The organism is Flavobacterium sp. SH_e (assembly GCF_025717045.1).
Taxonomy (GTDB): Bacteria; Bacteroidota; Bacteroidia; order Flavobacteriales; family Flavobacteriaceae; genus Flavobacterium.
On record NZ_JAOVZN010000003.1, the window covers coordinates 525,180 to 549,788 of the forward strand.

General features: G+C 31.7%; 21 protein-coding genes and 1 other RNA gene. 10 read left to right on the forward strand and 12 right to left on the reverse strand.

Going from position 1 to position 24,609, the window contains the following annotated elements; all coding sequences use genetic code 11:
- Window positions 1-317: 317 nt before the first annotated feature.
- The 3 genes from OD917_RS07095 to OD917_RS07105 all read left to right on the forward strand — a co-directional run bounded on the left by OD917_RS07095 (window position 318) and on the right by OD917_RS07105 (window position 6,667).
- Window positions 318-1,046: a TIGR00730 family Rossman fold protein gene (locus OD917_RS07095; protein ID WP_111283468.1), complete on the forward strand. Its 729-nt coding sequence runs from the start codon at window positions 318-320 to the stop codon at window positions 1,044-1,046.
- 269 nt (window positions 1,047-1,315) lie between these two features.
- Window positions 1,316-4,063, forward strand: a complete 2,748-nt coding sequence (locus OD917_RS07100) for an aminopeptidase (protein ID WP_263522856.1) — start codon at window positions 1,316-1,318, stop codon at window positions 4,061-4,063.
- A gap of 189 nt (window positions 4,064-4,252) precedes the next feature.
- Window positions 4,253-6,667 (forward strand): thiamine pyrophosphate-dependent enzyme, encoded by a 2,415-nt coding sequence (locus OD917_RS07105; protein ID WP_263522891.1) that lies wholly within the window; start codon window positions 4,253-4,255, stop codon window positions 6,665-6,667.
- Between the two features lie 204 nt (window positions 6,668-6,871).
- Here OD917_RS07105 and kdsB read toward each other — a convergent pair whose 3' ends face one another.
- From kdsB to OD917_RS07125, 4 genes are all read right to left on the reverse strand, one after another.
- The gene (gene kdsB / locus OD917_RS07110) at window positions 6,872-7,606 is read right to left on the reverse strand and encodes a 3-deoxy-manno-octulosonate cytidylyltransferase (RefSeq protein ID WP_263522857.1); all 735 of its coding nucleotides are present in this window, start codon (window positions 7,604-7,606) and stop codon (window positions 6,872-6,874) included.
- A 144-nt stretch (window positions 7,607-7,750) separates the two neighbouring features.
- Window positions 7,751-8,563: a class I SAM-dependent methyltransferase gene (locus OD917_RS07115; RefSeq protein ID WP_263522858.1), complete on the reverse strand. Its 813-nt coding sequence runs from the start codon at window positions 8,561-8,563 to the stop codon at window positions 7,751-7,753.
- 303 nt (window positions 8,564-8,866) lie between these two features.
- Window positions 8,867-9,697: a 4,5-DOPA dioxygenase extradiol gene (gene ygiD, locus OD917_RS07120; RefSeq protein ID WP_263522859.1), complete on the reverse strand. Its 831-nt coding sequence runs from the start codon at window positions 9,695-9,697 to the stop codon at window positions 8,867-8,869.
- A gap of 210 nt (window positions 9,698-9,907) precedes the next feature.
- The gene (locus OD917_RS07125) at window positions 9,908-11,317 is read right to left on the reverse strand and encodes an ATP-dependent RecD-like DNA helicase (protein ID WP_263522860.1); all 1,410 of its coding nucleotides are present in this window, start codon (window positions 11,315-11,317) and stop codon (window positions 9,908-9,910) included.
- Window positions 11,318-11,657: 340 nt separating this feature from the next.
- Between OD917_RS07125 and OD917_RS07130 the strand changes: the two genes are divergently transcribed.
- From OD917_RS07130 to OD917_RS07140, 3 genes are all read left to right on the forward strand, one after another.
- Entirely contained in the window at window positions 11,658-12,479 is an 822-nt protein-coding gene (locus tag OD917_RS07130) for a DUF3822 family protein (RefSeq protein ID WP_263522861.1), read from the forward strand.
- Window positions 12,476-13,081 (forward strand): RsmD family RNA methyltransferase, encoded by a 606-nt coding sequence (locus tag OD917_RS07135; protein WP_263522862.1) that lies wholly within the window; start codon window positions 12,476-12,478, stop codon window positions 13,079-13,081. Before OD917_RS07130 ends, OD917_RS07135 begins: the two co-directional genes overlap by 4 nt.
- A gap of 139 nt (window positions 13,082-13,220) precedes the next feature.
- Window positions 13,221-13,652, forward strand: coding sequence for a hypothetical protein (locus OD917_RS07140; protein ID WP_263522863.1), 432 nt, complete (start codon window positions 13,221-13,223; stop codon window positions 13,650-13,652).
- Between the two features lie 50 nt (window positions 13,653-13,702).
- Here the strand turns inward: OD917_RS07140 and OD917_RS07145 are convergent, their stop codons facing one another.
- The 4 genes from OD917_RS07145 to OD917_RS07160 all read right to left on the reverse strand — a co-directional run bounded on the left by OD917_RS07145 (window position 13,703) and on the right by OD917_RS07160 (window position 18,237).
- Window positions 13,703-14,386, reverse strand: coding sequence for a hypothetical protein (locus tag OD917_RS07145; protein WP_263522864.1), 684 nt, complete (start codon window positions 14,384-14,386; stop codon window positions 13,703-13,705).
- A gap of 265 nt (window positions 14,387-14,651) precedes the next feature.
- Window positions 14,652-15,317 (reverse strand): hypothetical protein, encoded by a 666-nt coding sequence (locus OD917_RS07150; protein WP_263522865.1) that lies wholly within the window; start codon window positions 15,315-15,317, stop codon window positions 14,652-14,654.
- A 64-nt stretch (window positions 15,318-15,381) separates the two neighbouring features.
- A complete protein-coding gene (locus OD917_RS07155) occupies window positions 15,382-16,050 on the reverse strand; it encodes a hypothetical protein (protein ID WP_129747660.1) in 669 nt (222 codons plus the stop codon).
- 72 nt (window positions 16,051-16,122) lie between these two features.
- Window positions 16,123-18,237: a TonB-dependent receptor domain-containing protein gene (locus OD917_RS07160; protein WP_263522866.1), complete on the reverse strand. Its 2,115-nt coding sequence runs from the start codon at window positions 18,235-18,237 to the stop codon at window positions 16,123-16,125.
- Between the two features lie 139 nt (window positions 18,238-18,376).
- On the opposite strand from OD917_RS07160, the gene OD917_RS07165 reads away from it, so the two are divergent.
- On the forward strand, window positions 18,377-19,735 hold the full coding sequence (locus OD917_RS07165; RefSeq protein ID WP_263522867.1) for a sensor histidine kinase: 1,359 nt from the start codon (window positions 18,377-18,379) through the stop codon (window positions 19,733-19,735).
- Window positions 19,736-19,745: 10 nt separating this feature from the next.
- Complete coding sequence (locus OD917_RS07170; protein ID WP_263522868.1) at window positions 19,746-20,435, forward strand: response regulator transcription factor; 690 nt, start codon at window positions 19,746-19,748, stop codon at window positions 20,433-20,435.
- 32 nt (window positions 20,436-20,467) lie between these two features.
- Here the strand turns inward: OD917_RS07170 and OD917_RS07175 are convergent, their stop codons facing one another.
- Window positions 20,468-21,016, reverse strand: coding sequence for a hypothetical protein (locus tag OD917_RS07175; protein WP_263522869.1), 549 nt, complete (start codon window positions 21,014-21,016; stop codon window positions 20,468-20,470).
- A gap of 176 nt (window positions 21,017-21,192) precedes the next feature.
- Between OD917_RS07175 and OD917_RS07180 the strand changes: the two genes are divergently transcribed.
- A complete protein-coding gene (locus tag OD917_RS07180; RefSeq protein WP_223680352.1) occupies window positions 21,193-21,387 on the forward strand; it encodes a hypothetical protein in 195 nt (64 codons plus the stop codon).
- Window positions 21,388-21,527: 140 nt separating this feature from the next.
- Here the strand turns inward: OD917_RS07180 and OD917_RS07185 are convergent, their stop codons facing one another.
- From OD917_RS07185 to rnpB, 3 genes are all read right to left on the reverse strand, one after another.
- Window positions 21,528-22,448, reverse strand: coding sequence for a ketopantoate reductase family protein (locus OD917_RS07185; protein ID WP_263522870.1), 921 nt, complete (start codon window positions 22,446-22,448; stop codon window positions 21,528-21,530).
- A 122-nt stretch (window positions 22,449-22,570) separates the two neighbouring features.
- Window positions 22,571-23,821 carry a cation:dicarboxylate symporter family transporter gene (locus tag OD917_RS07190; protein ID WP_263522871.1) on the reverse strand — a complete coding sequence of 417 codons (1,251 nt, stop codon included), beginning with the start codon at window positions 23,819-23,821 and terminating at the stop codon, window positions 22,571-22,573.
- A 32-nt stretch (window positions 23,822-23,853) separates the two neighbouring features.
- Window positions 23,854-24,182: RNase P RNA component class A (rnpB, locus tag OD917_RS07195), an RNA gene on the reverse strand.
- A gap of 126 nt (window positions 24,183-24,308) precedes the next feature.
- Between rnpB and OD917_RS07200 the strand changes: the two genes are divergently transcribed.
- Window positions 24,309-24,602 (forward strand): hypothetical protein, encoded by a 294-nt coding sequence (locus tag OD917_RS07200; RefSeq protein WP_008467915.1) that lies wholly within the window; start codon window positions 24,309-24,311, stop codon window positions 24,600-24,602.
- Window positions 24,603-24,609: the final 7 nt, after the last annotated feature.

Below are 24,609 nucleotides of genomic sequence, written 5' to 3' on the forward strand. Positions count from 1 at the left end.
TTCAGAACAAATCGATAAAACAAACTTTATCTCTCCACTTTTACAATCTAATAATTTCGTATTTCTATAACAATTCTAGAAAAAAGCGTTAATTTAGTATCCGCTTTTTTTTTAAAATTCAAGCTTTTTAAAGAAAACATGTTTCAATTAAACCAATTGTTTATTTGAGACCAACTGCTCTAGCCCTGATGGGAGCGGCATCCTTTTGTGCTGGGGTTCAGCACAAAAGATATAGCGGACAGCAGGAACTAGCTCCTTCAACTACGCTCAGGATGACAAAAAAGACATAAATAAAATAATAAATTAAAATACCTAAAATGAGATTAGAAGATTTTGATAATGATGAAGATAAAGTAATTCAGGACCGTTTGAAACAAAAAACGTGGAATGAAATTAGAACCAATGATAGCTGGGCAATTTTTAAAATTATGTCGGAGTTTGTAAATGGTTATGAAGCAATGGGGCGTATTGGTCCTTGCGTTTCGATTTTTGGATCTGCAAGAACAAAACCAGATGATAAGTATTATAAATTAGCTGAAAAAATCGCTTATAAAATCAGTAAAGCAGGTTACGGTGTGATTACAGGAGGTGGTCCCGGAATTATGGAAGCTGGAAATAAAGGCGCGCATTTGGGCGGCGGGACTTCAGTTGGTTTAAATATCGAGCTTCCGTTTGAGCAGCATTTTAACCCATATATTGATCACGATAAAAACTTGAATTTCGATTATTTCTTTGTGAGAAAAGTAATGTTCGTTAAATATTCGCAAGGTTTTGTGGTTATGCCAGGTGGTTTTGGAACTTTAGACGAAATGTTTGAAGCCATTACTTTGATTCAGACTAAGAAAATTGGAAAATTCCCAATTATTTTGGTAGGAGTTGAATTCTGGTCTGGATTGATTGACTGGGTTAAAACAGTTTTGGTTGAAAAAATGCATACAGTAAGCCCAGAAGATTTGAATTTATTTAAAATCGTTGACACTGAAGATGAAGTTGTAGATGTATTAGATAAATTCTATAAAAAATACGATTTAAGTCCGAATTTCTAAATTTAATTATCTCAGGTGAGATTGTATTTCGCTATGAACATAATACCATTTATCGTTAAATTACGTAAAGTATCGTAAAAATTGAAAGCTGTTTTTTAAAACAGCTTTTTTTATGCTATTTTTACAGAAAACCGAAGTCACAATATGTCCGTAAATTAAGTATCTCTACTAATTTTTTAAGCCATTATTTGAAAGCACTTTATAAAATTATTTGCCTCATTTTAGTTTTATTCTGTTCGATAAAACTTTCTGCACAACATCTTTCTAAGATGGAAGTGGCGGTAAATCTTGAGCTTAAAACACTGAATATAAAACAGGACATTACGTATCATAACACTTCTAACGATTCCTTAATTTCCATTACTTTAAACGATTGGAATAACGCCTTTGCTGATAAAAATACGCCTCTAGCTAAACGTTTTTCTGACGAATTTTATAGGGGTTTTCATTTAGCAAAAGCTGTAGATAGAGGAAAAACTACCATAATAAATCTGACAGATTCCAATTTTATGGCTCTTGAATGGGAAAGAAGTGCCGAAAATCCAGATTATATTATTGTGAGATTGAATCGTAAACTTCCTCCAGGTGAAAAAATCGATTTACATCTCAATTATATCTCAAAAATTCCAAATGACAAATTCACTCGTTTTGGTTTTGGTCAAAATGGCGGTATGGCTTTAAAAAACTGGTTTTTAACTCCAGCTAGATTTGAAAATCATCGTTTCATAAAGTATAATAATTTTAATTTAGATGATATAGCTAATGCTATAACTGACTATGAAGTTGAAATTAAAATTCCGAATCAATATTCTATTGTAACTGATTTAAATTCGGTTTCAAAAGATATCACAAACCAAGATTACAGCATTTATTCTTTCGAAGGCAAAAATAGAACCGATTTTAGTCTTTACATTGAAAAAGAAAATACTTTTAGAACTTATGATAACGGATTATTGGAAGTTTCGACCAATTTGAAAAATAAAAAAATTGACGAAATTCAGAAAGCCATAATTATAGACCGAGTAGTTTCTTTTGCAAACAATTTTATTGGTAAATATCCACATCAAAAAATAACCGTTTCACAAGCTGATTACGATCGAAATCCATTTTACGGACTAAATCAGCTTCCTTCATTTATTAGTCCGTTTTCAGATGATTTTATCTTTGAGATTCAGTTTTTAAAAACATTTTTGAATAATTATCTCAAAAATAGCTTGACTTTAGACCCTAGAAAAGACAATTGGGTTTATGATGGAATCCAGATTTATACTATGATGAAATACATGGAAGAACATCATAAGGATGAAAAAATGCTGGGAAAACTTTCAAATATGAAACTCTTTAAAAGATACAACATCACCAATTTGACTTTTAATGAGCAATATAGTTATTATTATATGCTGATGGCACGTAAAAATTTAGATCAGCCTCTTGGAGATCCAAAAAATACGTTAATAAAATTTAACGAACAGATTGCCAGTAAATATCGAGCAGGTTTAAGTTTGAGTTATTTAGATGATTATCTTAATCATGATATTGTGCCCAAAAGCGTAAAAGAATTTTACAATCTCAATCAGTTTGGACAGTCAAATCGATATGACTTTGAAAAAATCTTAACTCAAAAAAGCCCGAAAAATATTGATTGGTTCTTTAAAACTATCATCAATTCGAGAGATATTATTGATTATAAATTTTCAAACGTTTCAAGAACTGCAGACAGCGTTACATTTTCAGTCAAAAATAAAACTGGCATCTATGCTCCTATTCCAATTTACGGAATTAAAAAGAAAGAGGTTGTATTTAAAGAATGGATTGAGCCTACTAAAAAAGACTCTGTTTATGAATTCAACAGGAAAAATGCAGACAAAATTGTAATTAATTACGATAACGAAGTTCCAGAATATAACCAGAGAAACAACTGGAGATCTTTAAAACATCTTGCGCTGAATCGTGCTGTGAAATTTAATTTTGCTAAAGATTTGGAAGACCCGGATTACAATCAGATTTTATACATTCCAACATTAAATTACAATTACTATGACGGTTTTACACCTGGAATTCGTTTTCATAATAAAACTATTTTAGACAAACCTTTTAATTTTGACATTAATCCTGCATATTCTATAAAAGCTGGTACAATTTCTGGTTCATCGGCATTTTCATGGAATCAATATTACAGAAACAGCACCTTATTTAATGTTCGATATTCCATCAGTCAGAATTATTTTCATTATGCGCCAGATGCTACTTATTTGAGATTAAACCCAATGGTAGTATTTCGCATTCGCGAAAAAGATTTTAGAGACAATAGAAAACAGACTTTTCTATTTCGCCAAGTAATAGTAAACCGTGAGGCCAGTTCATATATTACTGATAATTCTGAACCAAATTATTCTGTTTTTAATGCTAGATATGTTAATAGCAAAACAGAATTGATTGATCATTTTAGCTATATGAATGATTTACAATTTTCAAGCGGATTCGGAAAAATTTCAGGTGAAGTTGAATACAGAAGATTATTTCAAAATAATCGAAAGCTAAATTTACGCTTATACGCTGGTGCTTTCGTGTATAATAAGACAAATTCAGATTATTTCAGTTTTGCTTTAGACCGCCCAACCGATTACTTATTTGATTATAATTTATTTGGAAGATCTGAAACAACCGGCTTTTTCAGCCAGCAATATGTAATTGCTGAGGGAGGCTTTAAATCACAATTAGAACCATCTTATGCTAACCAATGGATGACAACTTTAAATGTTAGTTATGCCGTTTGGAACTGGGTTGAACTTTATGGAGACGTTGGTTTTTTAAAGAATAAACATCAAAGCGAGTTTTTTGCTTACGATAGCGGAGTGCGTTTAAACTTAGTTCCAGATTACTTTGAACTCTACTTTCCGGTATATTCTAATAACGGATGGGAAATATCACAACCTAGATACAATGAAAAAATACGATTTATAATCACTTTTTCGCCAAAAACTTTAGTCACACTTTTTACCCGAAAATGGTTTTAATCAAATAAATTTTAAACAAAAACTTGCGAAATTATCAATAAAATTAAATTTTACATAAAAATCACTTAAAAAAAATACGTAGTTTTTTGAATTTGAATACAAATAATTAAATTATATTTAGTTTAAAGAATTATGATTATTGATTGTTTTTAAGTAATTTCGCGACATAAACAATGACCTTTCAAAATGATGATAAAAGAAAAAAGCAATACTACACTGACATTTGAAGATTTCAAAACTGAGGTATTGAATGACTATAGAATCGCTGTAACAAGCCGTGAATGTAGCCTTTTAGGTCGAAAAGAAGTATTAACAGGAAAAGCTAAATTTGGAATTTTTGGCGATGGAAAAGAAGTTCCACAGCTAGCAATGGCAAAAGCTTTTAAGAATGGAGACTTCCGTTCTGGATACTATCGCGATCAAACTTTTATGATGGCTATTGGCGAATTGGATGCAAAACAATTTTTCGCTGGTTTGTACGGTCATACTGATTTAGCTTTCGATCCTATGTCTGCGGGAAGACAAATGGGCGGACACTTTGTAACGCACAGTTTAAACGAAGACGGTTCTTGGAAAGACTTAACAAAACAAAAAAATTCTAGTTCAGATATATCTCCAACTGCTGGGCAAATGCCTAGATTATTAGGTTTAGCACAAGCATCAAAAATATATAGAGAAGTTGACGGAATCACAATCAAAGACAAGTTTTCTGTTAACGGAAATGAAGTAGCTTGGGGAACTATTGGTAACGCAAGCACTTCTGAAGGTTTATTTTTTGAAACTATAAACGCTGCAGGTGTTCTACAGGTTCCAATGGTTATGAGTGTTTGGGATGATGAATACGGAATTTCTGTTCATGCTAAACATCAAACAACTAAAGAAAACATCTCTGAAATTTTAAAAGGATATCAACGCGATGAAGATTCTAAAGGTTATGAAATCTTTAGAGTTAAAGGCTGGGACTATGCCGAATTGGTTTCGACATACGAAAGAGCTGGAGCAATTGCACGCGAAGAGCATATTCCTGTTTTAATTCACGTTAACGAATTAACTCAACCACAAGGTCACTCTACTTCTGGTTCTCACGAACGTTATAAAAGTGCAGAAAGACTGGCTTGGGAAAAAGATTTTGACTGTATTCGCCAAATGCGTCTTTGGATGATTGCAATTAATATTGCTTCGCCAGAAGAATTAGCAGAACTTGATTTCCAATTAAAGAAAGAAGTTCTAGAAGCTAAAAAATATGCTTGGGATGCTTTCATTAATCCAATTATAGAAGAACAAAAAAAACTTCTTAATTTATTAGAACAAATTGCTGAAGCAAGCATTGATCATAAAGATAGAATCAAAAAATTAATCTCTGAATTGGCTGCAATTAAAGCGCCTTTAAAAAAGGAATTATTGGTTTATGCTAGAAAGATTCTTCGTTTTATTGAAGTTCCAAATAGCAAAGTTATTTTATCAAACTGGATAACTGGATTCCTGAATGAAACTCAAGAAAAATTCAGCAGCAATCAGCATTCAGAATCGGCTAAAAATGTATTTTCAGTAGAAAAAGTACTTCCAAAATATTCAGAAAATGCAAAACCAGATTTGGATGGAAGAATGATTTTGCGTGATAATTTTGATGCTTTATTCGCGAAATATCCTGAAACTTTAATTTTCGGTGAAGATGTTGGAAACATCGGAGACGTAAATCAAGGTCTTGAAGGTATGCAGGAAAAATACGGAGAACTTCGTGTTGCCGATGTGGGAATTCGTGAAGCGACTATTATTGGTCAAGGAATCGGAATGGCTTTAAGAGGTTTACGTCCGATTGCTGAAATCCAGTATTTAGATTATCTATTGTACGCTATTCAAATCATGAGTGATGATTTAGCCACTTTACAATATAGAACTGTTGGAAAACAGAAAGCGCCATTAATCATTAGAACCCGCGGACACCGTTTAGAAGGAATCTGGCATTCTGGTTCTCCAATGGGAATGATTATCAACGCAATTCGCGGAATTCACGTTTTGGTTCCAAGAGACATGACACAAGCTGCTGGTTTTTATAACACTTTGTTAGAATGTGACGAACCTGCTTTGGTGATCGAATGCTTGAACGGATATCGTTTAAAAGAGAAAACGCCTCTAAATTTTGGTGAATTTAAAACGCCAATTGGAGTTGTAGAAACTTTAAGAGAAGGTTCTGATATTACTTTAGTTTCTTACGGATCAACTTTAAGATTGGTTATCCAAGCGGCTAATGAATTAGCAGAAAAAGGAATTGAGTGTGAAGTTATCGATGTTCAATCTTTACTTCCTTTTGATATTAGCAAAGACATCGTAAAAAGTATTGCTAAAACAAACCGTCTTTTAGTAATTGATGAAGATGTTCCTGGAGGAGCTTCAGCATTTATTTTGCAACAGATTTTAGAAGAACAAGATGCATACAAACATTTGGATAGCAAGCCACAGACTTTAGCTGCTAAAGCACACAGACCTGCTTACGGAACTGATGGTGATTATTTCTCTAAACCTTCTGCAGAAGATATTTACGAGAAAATTTACGATATGATGAACGAAGTTAATCCTTCAAAATATCCTGCTTTATACCAGTAAAATAAGATTTTTAGATATTAAAAAAGCTCCAAGAATTTGGAGCTTTTTTTGTTTTTACCCAAAGTGTTCACACAGTTTTGTCATTTCGACGAAGGAGAAATCTCCATAAGCAGCTCGACAAAGATTGATCAGCATTGTGGAGTTTCTCGCGGAGATTTCTCCTTCGTCGAAATGACAAGATTGTGGATAATGTTATTCAAATAATTAAATATCCTTCAACATCGCTCTCGCTCTTTCCAAGTCCTCAGCCGTATCAATACCAATTCCAACATGAGATGTCTCAACCATTTTGATGCGTTTTCCGAACTCTAAATAACGTAATTGCTCTAACTTCTCAGAAGCTTCTAAAGATTTCATTGGAAGGCTATAAAAGTCTAATAAAGCCTGTTTTCTGAAAGCATAAATTCCGATATGCTGAAAATATCGTACTCCAACATTTTTCTCTCTAGGATACGGAATTACAGAGCGTGAAAAGTATAATGCAAACTGTGACTGATCTACCACAACTTTTACATTATTTGGATTATTGATTTCGTCTTCATTTGTAATTTCGCGCATTAACGAAGCCAAATCAATTTTCTTATCAGGATCATTTTTAAAGACCGATAAAACTTGCGCCAAAGGTTCTGCTTCTGTAAAAGGTTCATCACCTTGAACATTTACTACAATGTCAACATCAAGATTCGCAACTGCTTCTGCAATACGGTCGCTTCCAGATTCGTGCTCTTTGATGCTCATAATTGCTTTTCCGCCATTAGAAACAATTTCATCGAAAATCAGATCAGAATCGGTTACTACAAAAACATCATCAAACAATTTTGTAGAAACTGCTGCTTCGTAGGTTCTTAGAATTACTGTTTTTCCACCTAAATCCTGCATTAGTTTTGCAGGAAAACGTGTTGAAGCATATCTGGCTGGAATTACCGCTATTATTTTCATTTTTATATTTTACTGAGTTTAAAAAACTTAAAATTTAGTAATTTAATTTTCACTGGTTTTTAAGTGTTTGCAAATATGCAAAAATTACTTTTAAATTTTCTGTTTTTCTATTTCTGTAAAGGATGAAAATCATGTTCAAGAATATTAAACCAAAACTGTAACACGAAGATAAGTTGCTGGAATTAATGTAGAATTTTGATCATTACTTTGGTTTTGGCTATTAACTAATCCTTCAAGTTTAGCATACAAATCTGAAGTTTTACCATTTTGTTCAGCAGCTTCAAAAGCATTCATAGTTGGACCATAGTACGTTTTTAATCGATTTAGCCACTCCGAAGGTGGGAATGCTGCTTTAAATGTAAAGGTATCTTTCTCAAAAGAAATATTTTCTTTAGGAACACCCGCATTTGTAAATCTTTCGATGACGTTATCCTCAATACCCCAAAGCATTGGACTTACAAAACCCTCAGGAGGCGGAGGAGTAAATTCAGCACTAATTTTCAAGATTTGTGCAATCAACGTTGGATCTCCCGGTATCCAATTACCCATAATAATTTTACCTCCAGGCCGTGTGACACGAACCATTTCTTTGGCAACATCAAAAGGTTTTGGAGCAAACATTGCTCCGAAAATGCTCATTGTAACATCGTAAGATTGATTCTTCAATTCATTCAAATCGGTTGCGTCACCTTCTTGAAATACAACATTATCCAACCCTTCTTTTTTTGCTCGAAGATTACCAGCTTCAACTAAATTTCTTGCTATATCAACACCTAAAACATTGGCTCCTAATTTTGCCGAAGGTATTGCGGTAGTACCATCGCCACAGCCGAGATCTAAAACGTTACTATTTTCTTTAATTCCAATTTTGGCAACCAATTCCGCACCACTTTCTCTCATAGATTCTGCAACACGCGTAAAATCGCCTTTTTCCCATAATGCTTTGTTTGGATTCATCTTAGTTTTATCAGTGATTATAGTGCTGATGCCGCACTCTTACTTAATTTGTAAACATCTTCTATCGTTTTTTAAATTATCACCAGTTAATCCACAAAAGGCATTTAAAAAACTACTTAAAAAGAAGAAAGAAACCAAACAATCAACTGATAAACAATTACTTATGTAAAAATAAACAAATTTAAATGAAACATTTTACTATCGCATCAATTTATTTTTCAAACAAATTGTGTAGATTATAACTTTTAGGCCATTATCAAATAAATTGGAAACGATTGGGAAACGATTTAAAAACAAATACTATTACAATATTTTTACCGAAGTCATACTCAACGAACCTGCCAAAAGTTTATCGTTAAACAATTCCAATTCATCCTTTTGATCTTTTAAACCTAAAGTATATAATAATGGCAGATAATGTTCTGGTGTTGGAACTGCTAATTGAATGGCTTTATTCATTTTTTCGAAATCAATTAATGGCTGGAAATTCCCATCTAATAAATAATTATTTACGGTTTCTCTTGCTTCAATTGCCCAGTCGTAACCATAATTGTCTTTGTCAAAATTTCTAAAATCGACCATTCTAAGATTATGGACAATATTACCGCTTCCGATAATTAAAACGCCTTTGTAGCGAAGTGCTTGCAGTTTCTGAGCCAATTCGAAATGATATTGTCCCGATTTGGTGTAATCTATACTCAGCTGAATAACAGGAACATCAGCATTTGGATATAAATGTTTAATTACGCTCCAAGCGCCATGATCTAATCCCCAATGTTCGTCTAATTCGACCATGACTGGATCTAAAATCTTCTTAGTTTCAGCTGCCAATTCTGGACTTCCTTTTGCGGGATATTGCACATCAAAAAGTGCTTGCGGAAAACCTCCAAAATCATGAATCGTTCTTGGCATTTCCATCGAAGTAACTTTTGTTCCTTTTGTAAACCAATGCGCAGAAACACATAAAATAGCATTTGGCTGCGGAAGTGTTTTTGCCAAATCTCGAAATCCAGTCACAAATTGATTTTCTTCAATAGCATTCATGGGACTGCCGTGTCCTAAAAACAGAACTGGCATTTTATCGGTATTCGAAAACTTAGATGAGATCGAATGTAAATCGTTTAGTGTTGTCATTGTTTAGATTTTTTTTTGCCACAGATTAGAATGATTAAAAAGATTTTTATTGCACTTTAAAATTTTTCACGCAGATTTTGCAGATTGAGCTGATATCAATTTAAAAAACGATTTCAAAAAATCTGCTCAATCTGCAAAATCTGCGTGAAACAAAAATGCGTTTTACTTTGTAATAAATCTGTGGAAATCATTTTAATCTGTGGCTAAAATTTATTCCTCAAAACTCTCGTCTTTAAATCCTATCAAATATAGCTTATTTTTGGCACGTGTCATGGCGGTATAAAGCCATCTAATATAATCAGTATCAATGCCGTTGGGCAGAAATGGCTGTTCGATAAAAACCGTATTCCACTGCCCGCCTTGCGATTTATGACAGGTTATCGCGTAAGAGAATTTCACCTGCAAACCGTTAAAATATTCGTTTTCTTTTACCTTCTGAAATCTTTTATATTTAGTCGGTTCATCTTCATAATCTTTCATCACCTCTTCATACAAACGATTAGATTCTTCATAGGTTAATGAAGGCGATTCGCTTGTTAAAGTATCTAAAATTAAAACCGTTTCAAAAGGCTTTTGCTCTGGATAATCGACCATTCTGATTTTTACTTTCGCAAACTTAAATCCGTACAATTCTCTTATTCCGAAAAGTTCTAAAACCTCAATAATATCTCCGTTGGCAATAAATCCAGCTTCATCAGTTTCTTTCAGCCAGAAATAATTGTTTTTTACGACCATTAAAAAATCACCAACTGAAAGTTCACTTTCTTTAAATAAAATTCGGCTTCTTATTTGTTCATTGTATTGATTCGCTCTTTTATTTGAACGAACAATAAATGCGGTATCTTCAATACTATAATTGCTATACGCGGTATTAATCGCGTCCTGAATATCATAACCATCAGTCAATCGAACGATATCTTTAAACTTCTTTACATTGAATTTAAATTCGGTTATAAAACTTTCTTTCAGCAATTCACGCAATTCTGTAGCATTGTATAAAATCCCTGAACTTTCTTCCTGACGCATTACTTCGTCCAACTCGATATGTTCGATTTCTTTATCGTAATGCACACCAAGAGTCTGAATATCAAGCGCTGGACTAATATCTAAATTCACAGGAGGCAACTGTGCCGTATCTCCCAAAAGTATCATTTTACAATTTTGGCCTGAATATACATAATTAATCAAGTCGTCCAAAAGCGAACCGCTGTCCAATGTGCTGTCTGAAATCATCGAAGCCTCGTCGACGATAAAAATGGTATTTTTATGCTTGTTTACTTGTTTGGTAAAAGCGACTCCTCCGCCAGAAGATTTCTTTGGAAAATAAATCTTTTTATGAATTGTAAATGCTGGATTATTCGAATAATTGGCAATTACTTTTGCGGCGCGTCCCGTTGGTGCAAGCAAAACGTATTTTTTGTTGATGTCGGCTAAATTATTCACAATAGTCGAAATAACGGTCGTTTTTCCAGTTCCAGCATATCCTTTCAAAACGAAAATTGTATCATTTTGAGGTTCGGTTAAAAAAATCGCAATTTTCTGAAAAAAAATATCCTGTTTGTAAGTTGGGGCAAAAGGAAATCGTTTTTGTAAGATACCGTAAAACTGTGCAGAATTCATAAAGTAATATTGAAACACAAAGGTCGTTTTTTTTAATGGCAATGACAAAATTCAATTTCAATGGCAATTTGAATGACAATCTCAATGACAAAAGCAATTTCAATTTCAAAATTAAAAGCAAGTTTTAAAACTCAAATTCATCTACAACCTTAAACAGCTCATAATAAACAAAATGATAATATTCTGCTAACTTTCTTGTAATATTAAATTTTGAAATTGCAACTTAATTAAGTCCTTTTCATTGATATTGAAATTGACATTGTTATTTTTTTTATTTGTAAGTTTGTGGTCGCTTAAATTCTTTCTTGATTTAAAACAGGTAACGAATTGTAAATCAACTATGTCATTACAAAATACTAACATTACTTCAAAAAATTACAGAAAACTTTCTATTCAGGTTTCACTGACTGGATTTTCATATTGCTGTTTTGATACTTTAAACAATATTATAATTTCTTTCAAAGAAATAAAATTTGACACGTCAACTAAAACTGCAAAAATTGAAGATTTATTCAACGAAGCATTCAAGAATAATCCTGAATTGAAAGAGACTTACGACGAAGTAATGGTTATTCATAATAACAATCTTTCGACTTTTGTACCAACTGCTTTGTTTGATGAAAACTATTTAGGAAGTTATCTGCAATACACTACAAAAGTATTTGAAACGGATTTTTTCACTTTCGATCAAATTCCAAATTATCAAATGAATTCTGTTTATATTCCATACATAAACATCAATAATTTTTTGATTGACAATGTGGGATCGTTTGATTATAAACATGCTAATACTATTTTGGTGGAAAAAATTCTGGACAATTCTCGTAATAATGACGATAAAAAAATGATAGTGAATTTTAACCCTGATAATTTCGAAATTATTGTGGTGCAAAATCAAAAGCTTCTGTTATTCAATTCTTTTGAATATCAAACACCAGAAGATTTCATTTATTATATTTTGTTTACAGCAGAACAATTAAGTTTAAATCCAGAAAGTTTTAAATTAGAATTATTGGGAACAATTACAGAAAATGACCCTTATTTTGAAATTGCTTACAAATATGTTCGCCATATTTCTTTTCTAGACGTTGCTAAACTTAAGGAAAAGAATAATTTTACAACTGCTCAAAATCAAAAACATTATATCTTATTTCAATCATGAGAATCATTTCAGGAAAATACAAAGGACGCAGAATTTTTCCGCCAAAAAATCTACCTGTGAGGCCAACAACTGATATGAGTAAAGAAGCATTATTTAATGTTTTGAATAACCATTTTAGTTTTGACAGCTTAAAGGTTTTAGATTTATTTTCGGGAACAGGAAACATTAGTTACGAATTCGCTTCACGCGGAAGCGCACCAATTACCTCTGTTGATGGCGATTTTGGATGCGTTAAATTCATTAAACAAGTTTCATCAGAATACGATTTTGATATTGCTGCAACTAAAAGCGATGTTTTTAAATTCTTAGAAAATTCTAAAACGACTTACGATATTATTTTCGCAGATCCGCCTTACGGATTAGATCAGGCAACTTTTGAAAAAATTGTTTCGACCGTTTTTGAAAGAGGTTTACTTGAAGATGATGGAATGATGATTATTGAGCATTCAAAATATACAAAACTTGAGCACATGAGTAATTTCTCGTTTCAGAAAAGTTACGGCGGCTCTTATTTTAGTTTTTTTGAACTAAATTCAACCGACGATGATGAAGAATTGCCTCATGATAATTCTATAAAAGAATCTGAAGAAGACGAAGGATAGTCTTCCCATATAATAAAAAAAAGCCCTTGTAAATTACAAGGGCTTTTTGCATAATTAAATTGTCTTAAACTATCATAAATAAATCTTTTAGAGACTCTTTGAGAAAGTCTATTCTGCTTTTTTTGTAAAAAATTTTTTTATGAAAAAACTAATTTTACTTTTTACATTTATTTCTTTGGCTTCATGTTCGCATGATGCGGATGTTCATGATTACAAAGAAGAAAAAAATTATCAGGGTCCAAGATACATGGATCCTCCGGCTTGGATTCAGGGAACTTGGATGGATGATAAACAAAGAGCATTTAAATTCACTCAAGACGATTTATTGTACAAATATCCTATGCAGAATTTTATTTCTACAAGTGATGAAATCTATGATTATGAAAGTAAATATTGGAAAGAATATGAACAATATCAAAATCCAAATGTACAAGAGGTCGAATTAATTGATTATTATAGTCTAAAATATAATTGTTATGGAGCTCCTAGCAAAAAATTCATGTTTACAAGAATCTCAGAGAATCAAATTGAATCAACCGGTTTTATGCCAGGAATTTATACTAAACAATAAAATAAAAAAAACAGAATCCTCTCGAAAAGTCAAGAGGATTCTGTTTTTTTTTACTTCTTTCTATTAAACTTATTGAGATCTAGAAAGAAATAAACTCCCAATCCAAAATTATCATGTTCACTGTAATCGAAATTATTATATGGAAGTTTTGACAATGGTTTTCCTAAATTTAGTCTGTTGTAGTTGACACTTACAGCGATTGAGTTATAACTCCTTTCAGAAAGAAAAAATTCATATCCAAATTCAATTCCGAAATATACCTGCCAATTCGTAATTGAAATGTCTTGGGTAAAAGAACTTGAAGGATTGAAATAATTTGAGCTGCTAAAATTACCAGTTGCATTTATTCGTGCTACATTCAATTTTGGCATTATATAATATTCTAAACCAGAAGAGCTATACTCTTCATTATTTGAAAATACATTGTAAAATTTTAATCCTATAGCCGAATTGATAGCAGATGATCTTGTCGTCAATTTTTCAAGGACGTAATTATCATAATCATAGTTCTCTTGAAATCTATTTCTATTATTAAAATAACTAAAAGAAATTTGAAATGCAATTGGGAGATCATTATAATCTAAACCACCTTGGATCTCTTTGATTTTTTCTTGATTTTCATTGAAATAGATCGAATAATTTCCAAATCCTCTTATTGCCTGTGCATTTACTCCAAAAAATGCAAATATGCATAAAACTAAGAACATATATGGTTTTAGCTGAAAAAGAAGCATATTTAATAAATTAAATTTATTAGTAATATTTTTTATTTATTTCCATTATTTTTTATTCTGAAGTAATACGATACACCAAGTCCGACATTAATCTTATTAGCATTGAAACTAAATGCAATGGCATCTGAACTAAAAAGTAGAAATTCTACCTCCAAAGTAAGACCAAAAAGAATGCTGCCGATCGGCAACTCTCCCTTTTCGTTTATACTATTTACCATTTGTAATAATTACACTTGTATTACCCCTTTATATAATTTTATAGAATTTACTCATTTTGAGATTGTTTTTTTTTGAATGCGAAATAATATACTATTCCTCCTCCAAAACCAATTCTACCATAATCAATCTGATTAGTTGGAAGTTTATTCAATGACTTGTTCAATTGTATATTGCAGAAATCAAAATGTAATGCTATAGAGTCGAATTCAGACACTGGAATCTCTATACCTGCGCCAATGCCAAAACTATGTTGCCATCGAGCCGCTTTACCTTTGTCATAAATATTATTTGACGAATTACTTGTATCAATAAAACGATATTCCCCACTGCCAAAAACCTTAGACATATTGAGTTTTGGAGTAATATAAAAGCAAGACCAGTCACCGTTGCCATTTATTTTGGTTCCAAAACTGATATTTAAGGCTGATGCAGAAGCTTTAATTATTTCAGAATTTTGAACATCATTCTCATAATAATAACTCAAATCATCCTTTATTCTCATCATATAGTAGCTTAATGCTACTTCTTGCCTAATTAAGGGGTGAATTCTAAATTCTACACCACCTCCAAAATTTAAAACCGTTTTTGTATTAATTTTTTCGCCGGCATGATACCCCATTAAACTCCCAAAACCTCTTATTTCCTGTGCATTTAAAGAAAAAGATGAGATTATCATTAAAATGAAAAAAGACTTACTTTTTAAAAATTTCATATTGATGCATTTAATTTTTTCAAGCCAAATACACAAATACCATTCCGAAAAAGAAAGAATTAACCTACTTTTTTATTCCAAAATAATAACTAATTCCTGCTCCAGCTAATAAAGTGCCATAATCTGTATTGTTGTAAGGAAGTCTATTTAAAGTTTTTCCCATATTAATTTTATTTACTGTAACACTTAGAGCTATAGCATCTGAATTAAATATTGGAAATTCCATTCCAAGAGTTAAACCAAAAGAATGCTGCCAATCTGCTCTGTGTCCTTTTTGAATTAAATTATTCTGTGGATCGTCATAATCTATAAATTGATAATTCCCATTCGCAACAATTCTTGACATGTTTAATTTTGGGATTATGTAATATGAGCAGGCAGCGGTATCAAAAGTTTCTCCGCTGTACCAAAAGTATATTTTAGGCCCTACAGTAAAGTTTAGCATATAAACATCTCCATATAGTTTTTCTAAAGTATTAGTGTCAAAATCATAAAACTCTTGATCGTTGAGTCCCATAAGAGAATAACTAAGGCTTACTTCTGGTTTAAATAAAGGATGGAACTCAAATTCTGCTCCTCCACCAATATCGACAATTGCACCTTTTTTAAAATCATTGTTAACACTATAAGCTGTAACATTTCCAAATCCTCTAATAGCTTGCGCGTTTACAATTGAAAATGACAACATTACTAAAACTGAAAAAATTTCCTTTTTAAATTTATAAAACTTCATTATTTGTGTATTTAATTTTTTAAATTAAATACACAAATACTATTCCAAAAAAGAAAGAATTAACCTACTTTTTTATTTGATTCTATTTTCACTTTCATTAACGCTTTTTTCTTTAAACTCGGAATCCTTTACTTTCCCAAAAGAATAACGAATTGCAATTGAAATCTCATTTGCATCGACCCAATATTTAAACTTCGCATTTATATCGTTCACTGTAAAACCATCGGTGTAACTCGTGGTTTTAAAAATATCATTATAATTTAAAGTACAATTCCAGTTTTTGCCAAATGCTTTTACCATCGACAAATCGACTATAAAATTGGCTTTTCGTTCAAAAATTCCATCATTTTGTTTGGTCAATCCCCAAAAAGATAAAACGAAAGTAAAATCTTTAGGCAGTTTGAATGTATTGTTAGAGTAATAATATAAATATGGTTTCGAAGGATGCAAAACCGCTGTGTCGTCTTCAACCTTACTTTTTACAAAAACAAAATTATTGGTTGTTGTCCAGAATTTATAGGTAAATGGAAGTGCTAAATCTATTGTAAAACCAGTTTCTCGTTTAAAATTTACATCGTTAATAGTTAGCACATTTGTTTCTTCATTAAAGATAAAACTTGGATTGGTCACGTTTTTGGTTTGAAAATAACTCAATTTTAAAGTTTTGTCGCGGTATTGAAATGAACTCGAAACTTCATCGACAAATGCTGGACCTAAATTTAAACTGCTTCCGTACAAAAAATACGGATTGATATAAGTTGCAATTTGGCTTAATGAAGAATATTTTGGCCTCACAATGCTTTTCGCATAATTTACATTGATGCTTTTTGTACTGTCTATAGAAAATGTAAGATCGGCTTTAGGAAATAAATTAGTGTAATTCTTATCGATTGAAGTTGAAACTTCTGTTCTAAACTTTGAATACACATCGGTATTCTCTGTCCTTAATCCTAATGAGAAGTCTATTTTTTTGAGTTTTCCCGAAAACTGAATATATGCTGCCAAGTTTTCTTCTTTAAAATCATAATTTGAAACTTCATTTTCCTTTTTTTCAAAATCCAAAATCGTTGCATCAGATTTTGATTTCGCTTTCAAATACAATCCGCCGTATTCCAGATTCATTTCATTTTTAAACTTTTTCTCCACATCAATTCTTCCCGAAAAGACATCAACATTAAATTTCTGATCACGGTTTTGCGATAATTCAAAATTGGTTTCATTATAATTATTGGAAACTAAACTTTCTAAGTGCTGATTAAAATTTGAATATTGAAAACCAGTAAAAAACTGTGTATCAATCGATTTAATCTTTTTAGAATAATTCATAAAAGCATTTACAAAATTCTTTTTACTTGCATTATCACTTAGAGTAAAAACATTGTTTTCCTGATTTTGATTTTTATTATAAGTAAAAGTATTGATGTCGAAAGTATCATTTTGCAGTTTTCCATTTACATTAATTGAAAAATAATCTTCCTCTTTCATTTTGTAAAAGATGCCACCGCCAAAAACATATTGATTGCGTTTTGTATTTGCCATTACATCATAATTAGAAACAATCGAAGCTTTTGGAATCTCATATTCTAAAGTATGATTTTCCCAAGGATTCAATTTATTATAATTGAAATTGGCTTTCCACTCTAATTTACCTTTTTTAAAACTGGAATTAAAACCTAAATAATTATTATAGTTTCTTTTAAAAGATGCTACTTCAGAAATTTCTGTTCTAAAGCTGTCTTTTTTACTCAATTTTCTTGTAATTAAAATCACTGCACGGCCTTCAGCTTCATATTTTGAAGATGGGTTTTTAATAATTTCGACTGTTTTAATATCGGCAACTGTCAAAGCATTCAAATCGTTTATGGTTGCTTTTTGTCCGTCGATATAAATCAGCGGATTTCCTTTTCCAACAATCGAAATACTTTCACGATCTGTACTTACCTGAACCGATGGAAGTTTTGAAAGCAAATCAACAGGATTTGGAATTGTGCTGTAAACCGAATTGGCAACATCTACTTTTATATTTCCATTTGAGTTCGTAAATGTTTTTTTCTCCTGGCTGATTACAACTTCATTTAATTGATTTGAAATCGAATCTTTTGGAGTTTCATTTTGAGCATTTGCCATAAATGAAAGTAAAAAAAGTAAAATTGCAACGAGCAGTTTTAATGGCAGATAAATATTCATTTTAAAATTAATAATGGTTAGCATTGCTGCAAAAATGCTTTGAAAACCTACTTCTGAAAGTTAATCGTAGGTTAATGCAAGGTTAATCTGCTATTTGTTTCCTAAAAGCTGTATTTTTGAAACAGATTTTCTGACGGATATGAAACAAAAAATCAATTTACTAATCGCATTTTCTATTGTCGCATTAATTGTGCTAATGACTGTTCAATGTTATTTGGTAAAAACCACTTATGACTACAAAGTGGCTCAGTTTCATACACAAATCAAAAACGAAATTGCTCAGATCACCAATGATTACAGTGATATCGATTCTGTTTTAGTTTCTAAAAAAGAAGCGTTATACAAAAGCCTTTCTGAAAATTATATGAAAGGTAAAAACACTAAATTGAACGTAAAAAATGGTGTTTTAAAAAATGATTTTCAAAGCGCTTTAACGAAGGAAATTCAGCGAAGATTTGAAAGAGATTTACCAAATTTCAAAATTGATTTTGCAATTGTACTCAACAAATTTATTCTTTACAAAAGCACTCAAAGAGTAGATACTATTTTCTCTGAAAAGCCATTTATAAAAAACAAACTATATGGAAATCTAGCTTCGTTAAATCATGCTTTTTTAGTTCGAAATTATGTTGGAACAACAAACGGAACTTTTGAAAATCAGGAATATCAATTATTGACAGAAGATTCGATGTACGTTTCGGTTATCGATTGGGAAATAATCATTTTAAGACGAATGACAATTATTTTGATTTTATCCCTTATCTCCATTACAACCTTGATTAGTCTTTTTATAATTGCGATAAAGGGATTAATAAAACAAAAAAAAGTGAGTGACGTTAAAACCGATTTTATCAATAATATAACGCACGAACTTAAAACGCCTTTGGCAACTTTAGGAATTTCGACAAAGATTTTAGAGCAAAAAAAAATTCGTGATAACGATGAAAATTTCAATGCAATTGTCAATACCATTTCACGCCAAAACAATCGCCTTCAAAATTTGATTGATCAAGTTATGGCAAATTCTTTGGCTGAAAATGAAATTGAATTGCAAAAAGAAAAAATCGAAATAGAAAATTTTATGATTTCTATTATAAATGATTTTAAAATTACTTTTCCTAAAATCGTTCTAAAAACCGATTTTCAAACAGAGAAAACTATTTTGATTTTAGACAAATTTCATTTGACAACAGCTTTTTTAAATGTCTTAGAAAATGCTGTAAAATACGGTTCAAATACGATTACAGTGAAAACAAAAATCGTAGAAAATCAATTTTCTATTAGCATTGAAGATGACGGAATTGGTATTGCTAAAAACAAACAATCTCTTCTTTTTGAGAAATTTTATCGTGTAGAACAAGGAAATCTTCATAATACAAAAGGCTTAGGATTAGGATTGTACTATGTTAACCAAATCGTAAAAGCGCATCAGGGTTCTGTTAGCGTTATTAGCGATTTAGGAAAAGGAACTCAGTTTACTATTTTATTAAAAGTTTAATTCCCTTATTTTGAAAAGATTACTTTTAGCCGAAGACGATTTTGATTTTGCTGCAATTTTAAAACAATATTTAGAACTGCATCAATTTGAAGTAATCTGGGCAGAAAATGGCGAAATAGCTTTAGACTATTTTAAAAACCAGACTTTTGATATTTGTATTTTTGATGTAATGATGCCCAAAGTGGACGGATTTTCATTAGCAGAAAAAATAATTACCATCAATCCCGAAATTCCATTTATTTTTCTAACTGCAAGAAAGTTAAAAGAAGACAAAATCATTGGCTTGAAATTAGGCGCAGACGATTATATTGCGAAACCTTTTGAAGTTGATGAACTGGTTCTTCGTTTACAGAATATTCTAAAAAGAATTGAGCAAAAAAGAAGTTTAGAAGGAAATAATATAATTGAAATTGGCTCGTATATTTTCGACAACGAACGTTTGACGCTTAATAATAAAAATCACGTTCAACAGCTAACAGAGAAAGAAGCTACACTTATTGAGTATTTATATCTCAACCATAATCAATTATTAAAAAGAGATCAAATTTTAATGTCTGTATGGAAAAAAGATGATTATTTCTCAGGCCGAAGTATGGATGTTTTTATCAGCAGGCTCAGAAAATATTTTAATTCTGATCCAAATATTAAAATTGAAAGTGTTCGAAATATTGGATTGGAATTTAAAATAGAAAAACCTTGACGAATCAAGGTTTTTCTATTTTTATAGGAGAATTATTTTCCAATTACCCAGCCTAAAGTGAAGTTAAATGGAAGTGCTAATTTTGTTTCGCATTTACTGAAATTTACGCCTGCGCCAATATTAAATTCTAAATTAAATCGTCCTTTATACGTGCGTTGTAATCCCCAAACAGCAGCTACTGTAGATGAGGGAACATATGAAAAATACTCTGTATCACCTGAAAGAGGTTTGAAAAAATAAGAAGCATTTAATGCTAAATAATTTCCAGAGTTACGTTCTGTTCTTTTGTCTTTATTTGCTCTTTTTTCTAAGTTATAATAATGACGAAACTGCTCCGTAATTATGGGAACAACATATACATCTGATTTATCATAATAGTCGCTATATTTATATCCAAAACCCAGACTTGCTTCAGAATAAAGTGTGTTTTTTTCTGAAAATCCATGTTCATAAACAAAACCAGGAAATAGTAAGTTGATTTTAAATTGATTCTTAGCAACAGAAACAGGAGCTTCTTCTTGCGCTTGAGCTACGCTAAATGGAACAATAAATAAGAGTAATAAAAAGTAGTTTTTTGTCATTATATCAATTGGTTAGTTGAGGCAAAAATAACAATTAAACCATGCGAAAATCTTAAACGCAGTTTTATTTTCCTACAATTATCTCCTTGAAATCATATAATCTTCATAAACAATTGTATAACAACACATAAGCCTTTAGAGTATAACTTTGTTAGAAACTTTTAAATCTAACAATCATGAACCTAAAAAGATTTTTCGGAGGATTACTGACGATTCTCGGAATTGTAGGACTTATTTATACGGCCGTGATTTTTGCTGACACATCAGGCGGAACCAGAGATATAAAATCATTAATTATTTATGGAATATTAGGAATCGTATTTTTTACTTCTGGAATTAGTTTGGTACGTACAACAAAAGACGAATCTTAGACCTAAATATTAGAAACACATAGAGATGTAAACTTAAATTTGAAAAGTCGTTTCACTTAAATTGGTAATCAAATTGCCAAGCCTGAAAGCAAGCTTTTCAACTAATTTAGTTTTATGTTTCTATGTGTTTTGAATTTGTATTATTTCATTAAAATTGCAGCAATTTTTTCGTAAAGCGGTGTTTTTAATCCGTACTTTTTTCCTTCGTTTACTACAAATTGCGTAAGCGAAATTACTTCGGTATTCTTTCCTGCAAGCAAATCCCTGTGCATAGATGATGTTGCTTCTTTTGGAGATTTTTCCAATTTTACGACAGATTGAGCGACAATATCATGCGGAAGTTTTAGGCCTTTTGCTCTCGCTACATCTTCAATTTCGTGAAGCAGTTCTATGTATGTCACTTTTGATTCAGAATTGCTTAAAATCTGTCCAATATTCTGATTCAGGTAAGAAGTTGCTGAAGCTAATGCTGAAATAAAAATGAACTTTTCCCAAACAGTTTCTTCTATATTCTCGACCAGATAACTTTCTATTTTTGCTTTTTCAAAAATAATATGCAATTCTTCTAATACGGCAAAAGGAGTCGTTTTTGATCCAAAAAATACTTTTTCGTAAAAACCAATCTTACGGATTGTTCCTGGCGAAAAAATCATCGAAACAATATAAACACAACCCTGAAGCACTTCGTTTTTAGGAAATATTCTTTTAATTCTTTCTTGGGCATCAACACCATTATATAATGGCAGAAATACTGTTTCCGTTTTTACACAATTTTTTAAAGAAGTTAAACTTTCTTCAATATCGTATGTTTTGGTAGCGCAGATCAAATAATCTAAAATTCCAATCTCTTCTGGATTATTAGAAACCAAATCTGGAAAAACAACTGTTTCTGTTTCGTCCGTAACAATTTTCAATCCGCTTTCTGTAATGGCTTTTTGTGTTTCGCCTCGTGCAATAAAAATAATCTCGACATTATCATTTTTTTGATATGCTTTCGCTAAAAGTCCACCAAAGTAGCCTCCAACACCACCAAGCCCTAAAATTCCTATTCTTGTTTTCATGATAATTTAATTAATGCCACGAAGGCGCTAAGTCGTAAAGTTTTTTTTTTAAATCTAGTGAGGTAATTTTAAGTCTAAAGGAAAAACAAAAACGTACCGCCTTTATGTCTTCGCGACTAAATTTATTCCTCCAAAACTGGATTCAAGTTTAATTCTGTAAAATCTCTTTCTGTTTTCGAAATGATGATTGTCGCCACAGTATTTCCAATCAAATTGGTAATTGCTCTGGCTTCGCTCATAAATTTATCAACTCCCAATAAGAACGCCAAACCTTCAACTGGTATTTTATGCAACGCTGTTAAAGTCGAAGCTAAAACAATAAATCCACTTCCTGTAACTCCAGCCGCACCTTTCGAAGTAATCATCAAAATTCCGATTACAGTTAGAATTTCGAAAAAACTTAAATGCACATCATACAATTGCGCAATGAAAAGCACAGACATCGAAAGATAAATTGAAGTTCCATCGAGATTAAAAGAATAACCCGTTGGAATCACCAATCCCACAACCGATTTACTACAGCCCATTCTTTCCAGTTTGACCATTATACTTGGCAAAGCCGCTTCAGAAGATGAAGTTCCTAAAACCAATAAAAGTTCTTCTTTTATATATTTTAAAATCGAAAGAATACTGATTTTATAATATCTCAAAATACTTCCCAAAACAAAAAATACAAAAAGTGCCATCGTCAAATAAACGCAAAGCATCAATTTTCCAAGCGGAATTAAAGTTGCTAAACCAAATTTACCAATTGTATAAGCCATTCCGCCAAAAGCTCCAATTGGCGCTAGATACATTACATATTTTAAAGCCGTAAAAACAACTTTTGAAAATCGCTCTAAAACCAAAATGGTCTGTTCTCTTTTTTGATAAAAATTCAAGGCAATTCCGCAGACAATTGCAGCGAGCAAAACCTGTAGTGTAAAATTAGACAAGAAAAATTGCAACCATGAAAAATGTTCGGAAGCGCCTTTTGTATATTGGCTAGCATCCCCAAAAGTTAAACCTGATTTGTCAATTTTTCCTGGTTTAAAAATATAAGCAACTGCAACACCAATTGCTAGTGCAACTGTTGAAACAACTTCAAAATAAGCCAAAGCTTTAACGCCTATTCTTCCCACTTTCTTTAGATTTCCCATTCCAGAAATTCCTAAAACAATAGTCAAGAAAATAATTGGGCCAATAAAAAGCGAAATCAGCTGAATGAACTTCTTCCCTAGAAATTCCATTTTTACCCCATTTTCTGGCGAAAAATGTCCAAGTAAAATACCAGCAATAATGGCAATTAAAACCCAAAAAGTAAGATTGGTCAATACCGAATGGGAAAGACTTTTCTTGGTTTTAGAAGAAGGATTTGGAGTGATTATATTCATGAAAAAATGGTTAGATAGTTTCACAAATATATAAAAAATGCAGACCTGTAAGCCGGATTCTGTTCTTGTCTGGTTTTGCAACAAAACAATACCTTATCATTTATCTAGATCCACCATTACTGATGGACTCAATCTACCTACCCTTCGGCAACGAACGAGAAGCCCTTAAATGCCGATATACTTGGTATTTCACCGCATAGAGTTTACCTGGTTTCACTACAGCATTACCTGTACATACTTTCTGCTGCACTTGTCCTAATCCCTTTCGGAACCGACGGGCGTTACCCGCTATGCTTCTCTATGGTGTCCGGACTTTCCTCCCCTCCGATAAAATCGGAGCGACGATAAGGCGGTCTGCGCTGCAAAAGTAGCGATTTATGAACTAACAATAATGATTTTAAATTTCAGATTTTATGACTTTCACTCTAACTTTTTAATTTTAAAATAGTTATCTTTAGAAATCTATTATTAATAAATTCAGTTTATCATGAAAAGAATGTATCATTACGCAACTGTTTCAAAAGCTTTAGATCAATTGAATGAAAAAGGATTTACGTGCGATTTTAATCGAAATGCTGATGCGATTAAAAAGAATCCTGAGAAATTTGAAATTGTACATGTGTATCGATACGAGGGCGAGTCAGACCCGGCAGATGAGGCAGTTGTATACGGAATTAAATCGACTTCTGGTAAAAAAGGAGTTTATGTTGCTGGCTTTTCAGCCGATTCAGATCAGGAGACAGCAAAATTTTTATTTGATTTAAGTATTAGAGGACGTTAGAGATCAA

What these genes read in the sequence shown, in the direction of transcription:
- OD917_RS07185 (WP_263522870.1), bottom strand. Translation starts at nt 22,448, where the DNA reads ATGAAAACAAGAATAGGAATTTTAGGGCTTGGTGGTGTTGGAGGCTAC.
- OD917_RS07145 (WP_263522864.1), bottom strand. Translation starts at nt 14,386, where the DNA reads ATGCTTCTTTTTCAGCTAAAACCATATATGTTCTTAGTTTTATGCATA.
- OD917_RS07115 (WP_263522858.1), bottom strand. Translation starts at nt 8,563, where the DNA reads ATGAATCCAAACAAAGCATTATGGGAAAAAGGCGATTTTACGCGTGTT.
- OD917_RS07100 (WP_263522856.1), top strand. Translation starts at nt 1,316, where the DNA reads ATGGAAGTGGCGGTAAATCTTGAGCTTAAAACACTGAATATAAAACAG.
- OD917_RS07190 (WP_263522871.1), bottom strand. Translation starts at nt 23,821, where the DNA reads ATGAATATAATCACTCCAAATCCTTCTTCTAAAACCAAGAAAAGTCTT.
- OD917_RS07180 (WP_223680352.1), top strand. Translation starts at nt 21,193, where the DNA reads ATGAACCTAAAAAGATTTTTCGGAGGATTACTGACGATTCTCGGAATT.
- OD917_RS07175 (WP_263522869.1), bottom strand. Translation starts at nt 21,016, where the DNA reads ATGACAAAAAACTACTTTTTATTACTCTTATTTATTGTTCCATTTAGC.
- OD917_RS07140 (WP_263522863.1), top strand. Translation starts at nt 13,221, where the DNA reads ATGAAAAAACTAATTTTACTTTTTACATTTATTTCTTTGGCTTCATGT.
- OD917_RS07105 (WP_263522891.1), top strand. Translation starts at nt 4,253, where the DNA reads ATGATAAAAGAAAAAAGCAATACTACACTGACATTTGAAGATTTCAAA.
- OD917_RS07130 (WP_263522861.1), top strand. Translation starts at nt 11,658, where the DNA reads ATGTCATTACAAAATACTAACATTACTTCAAAAAATTACAGAAAACTT.
- OD917_RS07155 (WP_129747660.1), bottom strand. Translation starts at nt 16,050, where the DNA reads ATGAAGTTTTATAAATTTAAAAAGGAAATTTTTTCAGTTTTAGTAATG.
- OD917_RS07135 (WP_263522862.1), top strand. Translation starts at nt 12,476, where the DNA reads ATGAGAATCATTTCAGGAAAATACAAAGGACGCAGAATTTTTCCGCCA.
- OD917_RS07095 (WP_111283468.1), top strand. Translation starts at nt 318, where the DNA reads ATGAGATTAGAAGATTTTGATAATGATGAAGATAAAGTAATTCAGGAC.
- ygiD (WP_263522859.1), bottom strand. Translation starts at nt 9,697, where the DNA reads ATGACAACACTAAACGATTTACATTCGATCTCATCTAAGTTTTCGAAT.
- kdsB (WP_263522857.1), bottom strand. Translation starts at nt 7,606, where the DNA reads ATGAAAATAATAGCGGTAATTCCAGCCAGATATGCTTCAACACGTTTT.
- OD917_RS07165 (WP_263522867.1), top strand. Translation starts at nt 18,377, where the DNA reads ATGAAACAAAAAATCAATTTACTAATCGCATTTTCTATTGTCGCATTA.
- OD917_RS07125 (WP_263522860.1), bottom strand. Translation starts at nt 11,317, where the DNA reads ATGAATTCTGCACAGTTTTACGGTATCTTACAAAAACGATTTCCTTTT.
- OD917_RS07200 (WP_008467915.1), top strand. Translation starts at nt 24,309, where the DNA reads ATGAAAAGAATGTATCATTACGCAACTGTTTCAAAAGCTTTAGATCAA.
- OD917_RS07150 (WP_263522865.1), bottom strand. Translation starts at nt 15,317, where the DNA reads ATGAAATTTTTAAAAAGTAAGTCTTTTTTCATTTTAATGATAATCTCA.
- OD917_RS07160 (WP_263522866.1), bottom strand. Translation starts at nt 18,237, where the DNA reads ATGAATATTTATCTGCCATTAAAACTGCTCGTTGCAATTTTACTTTTT.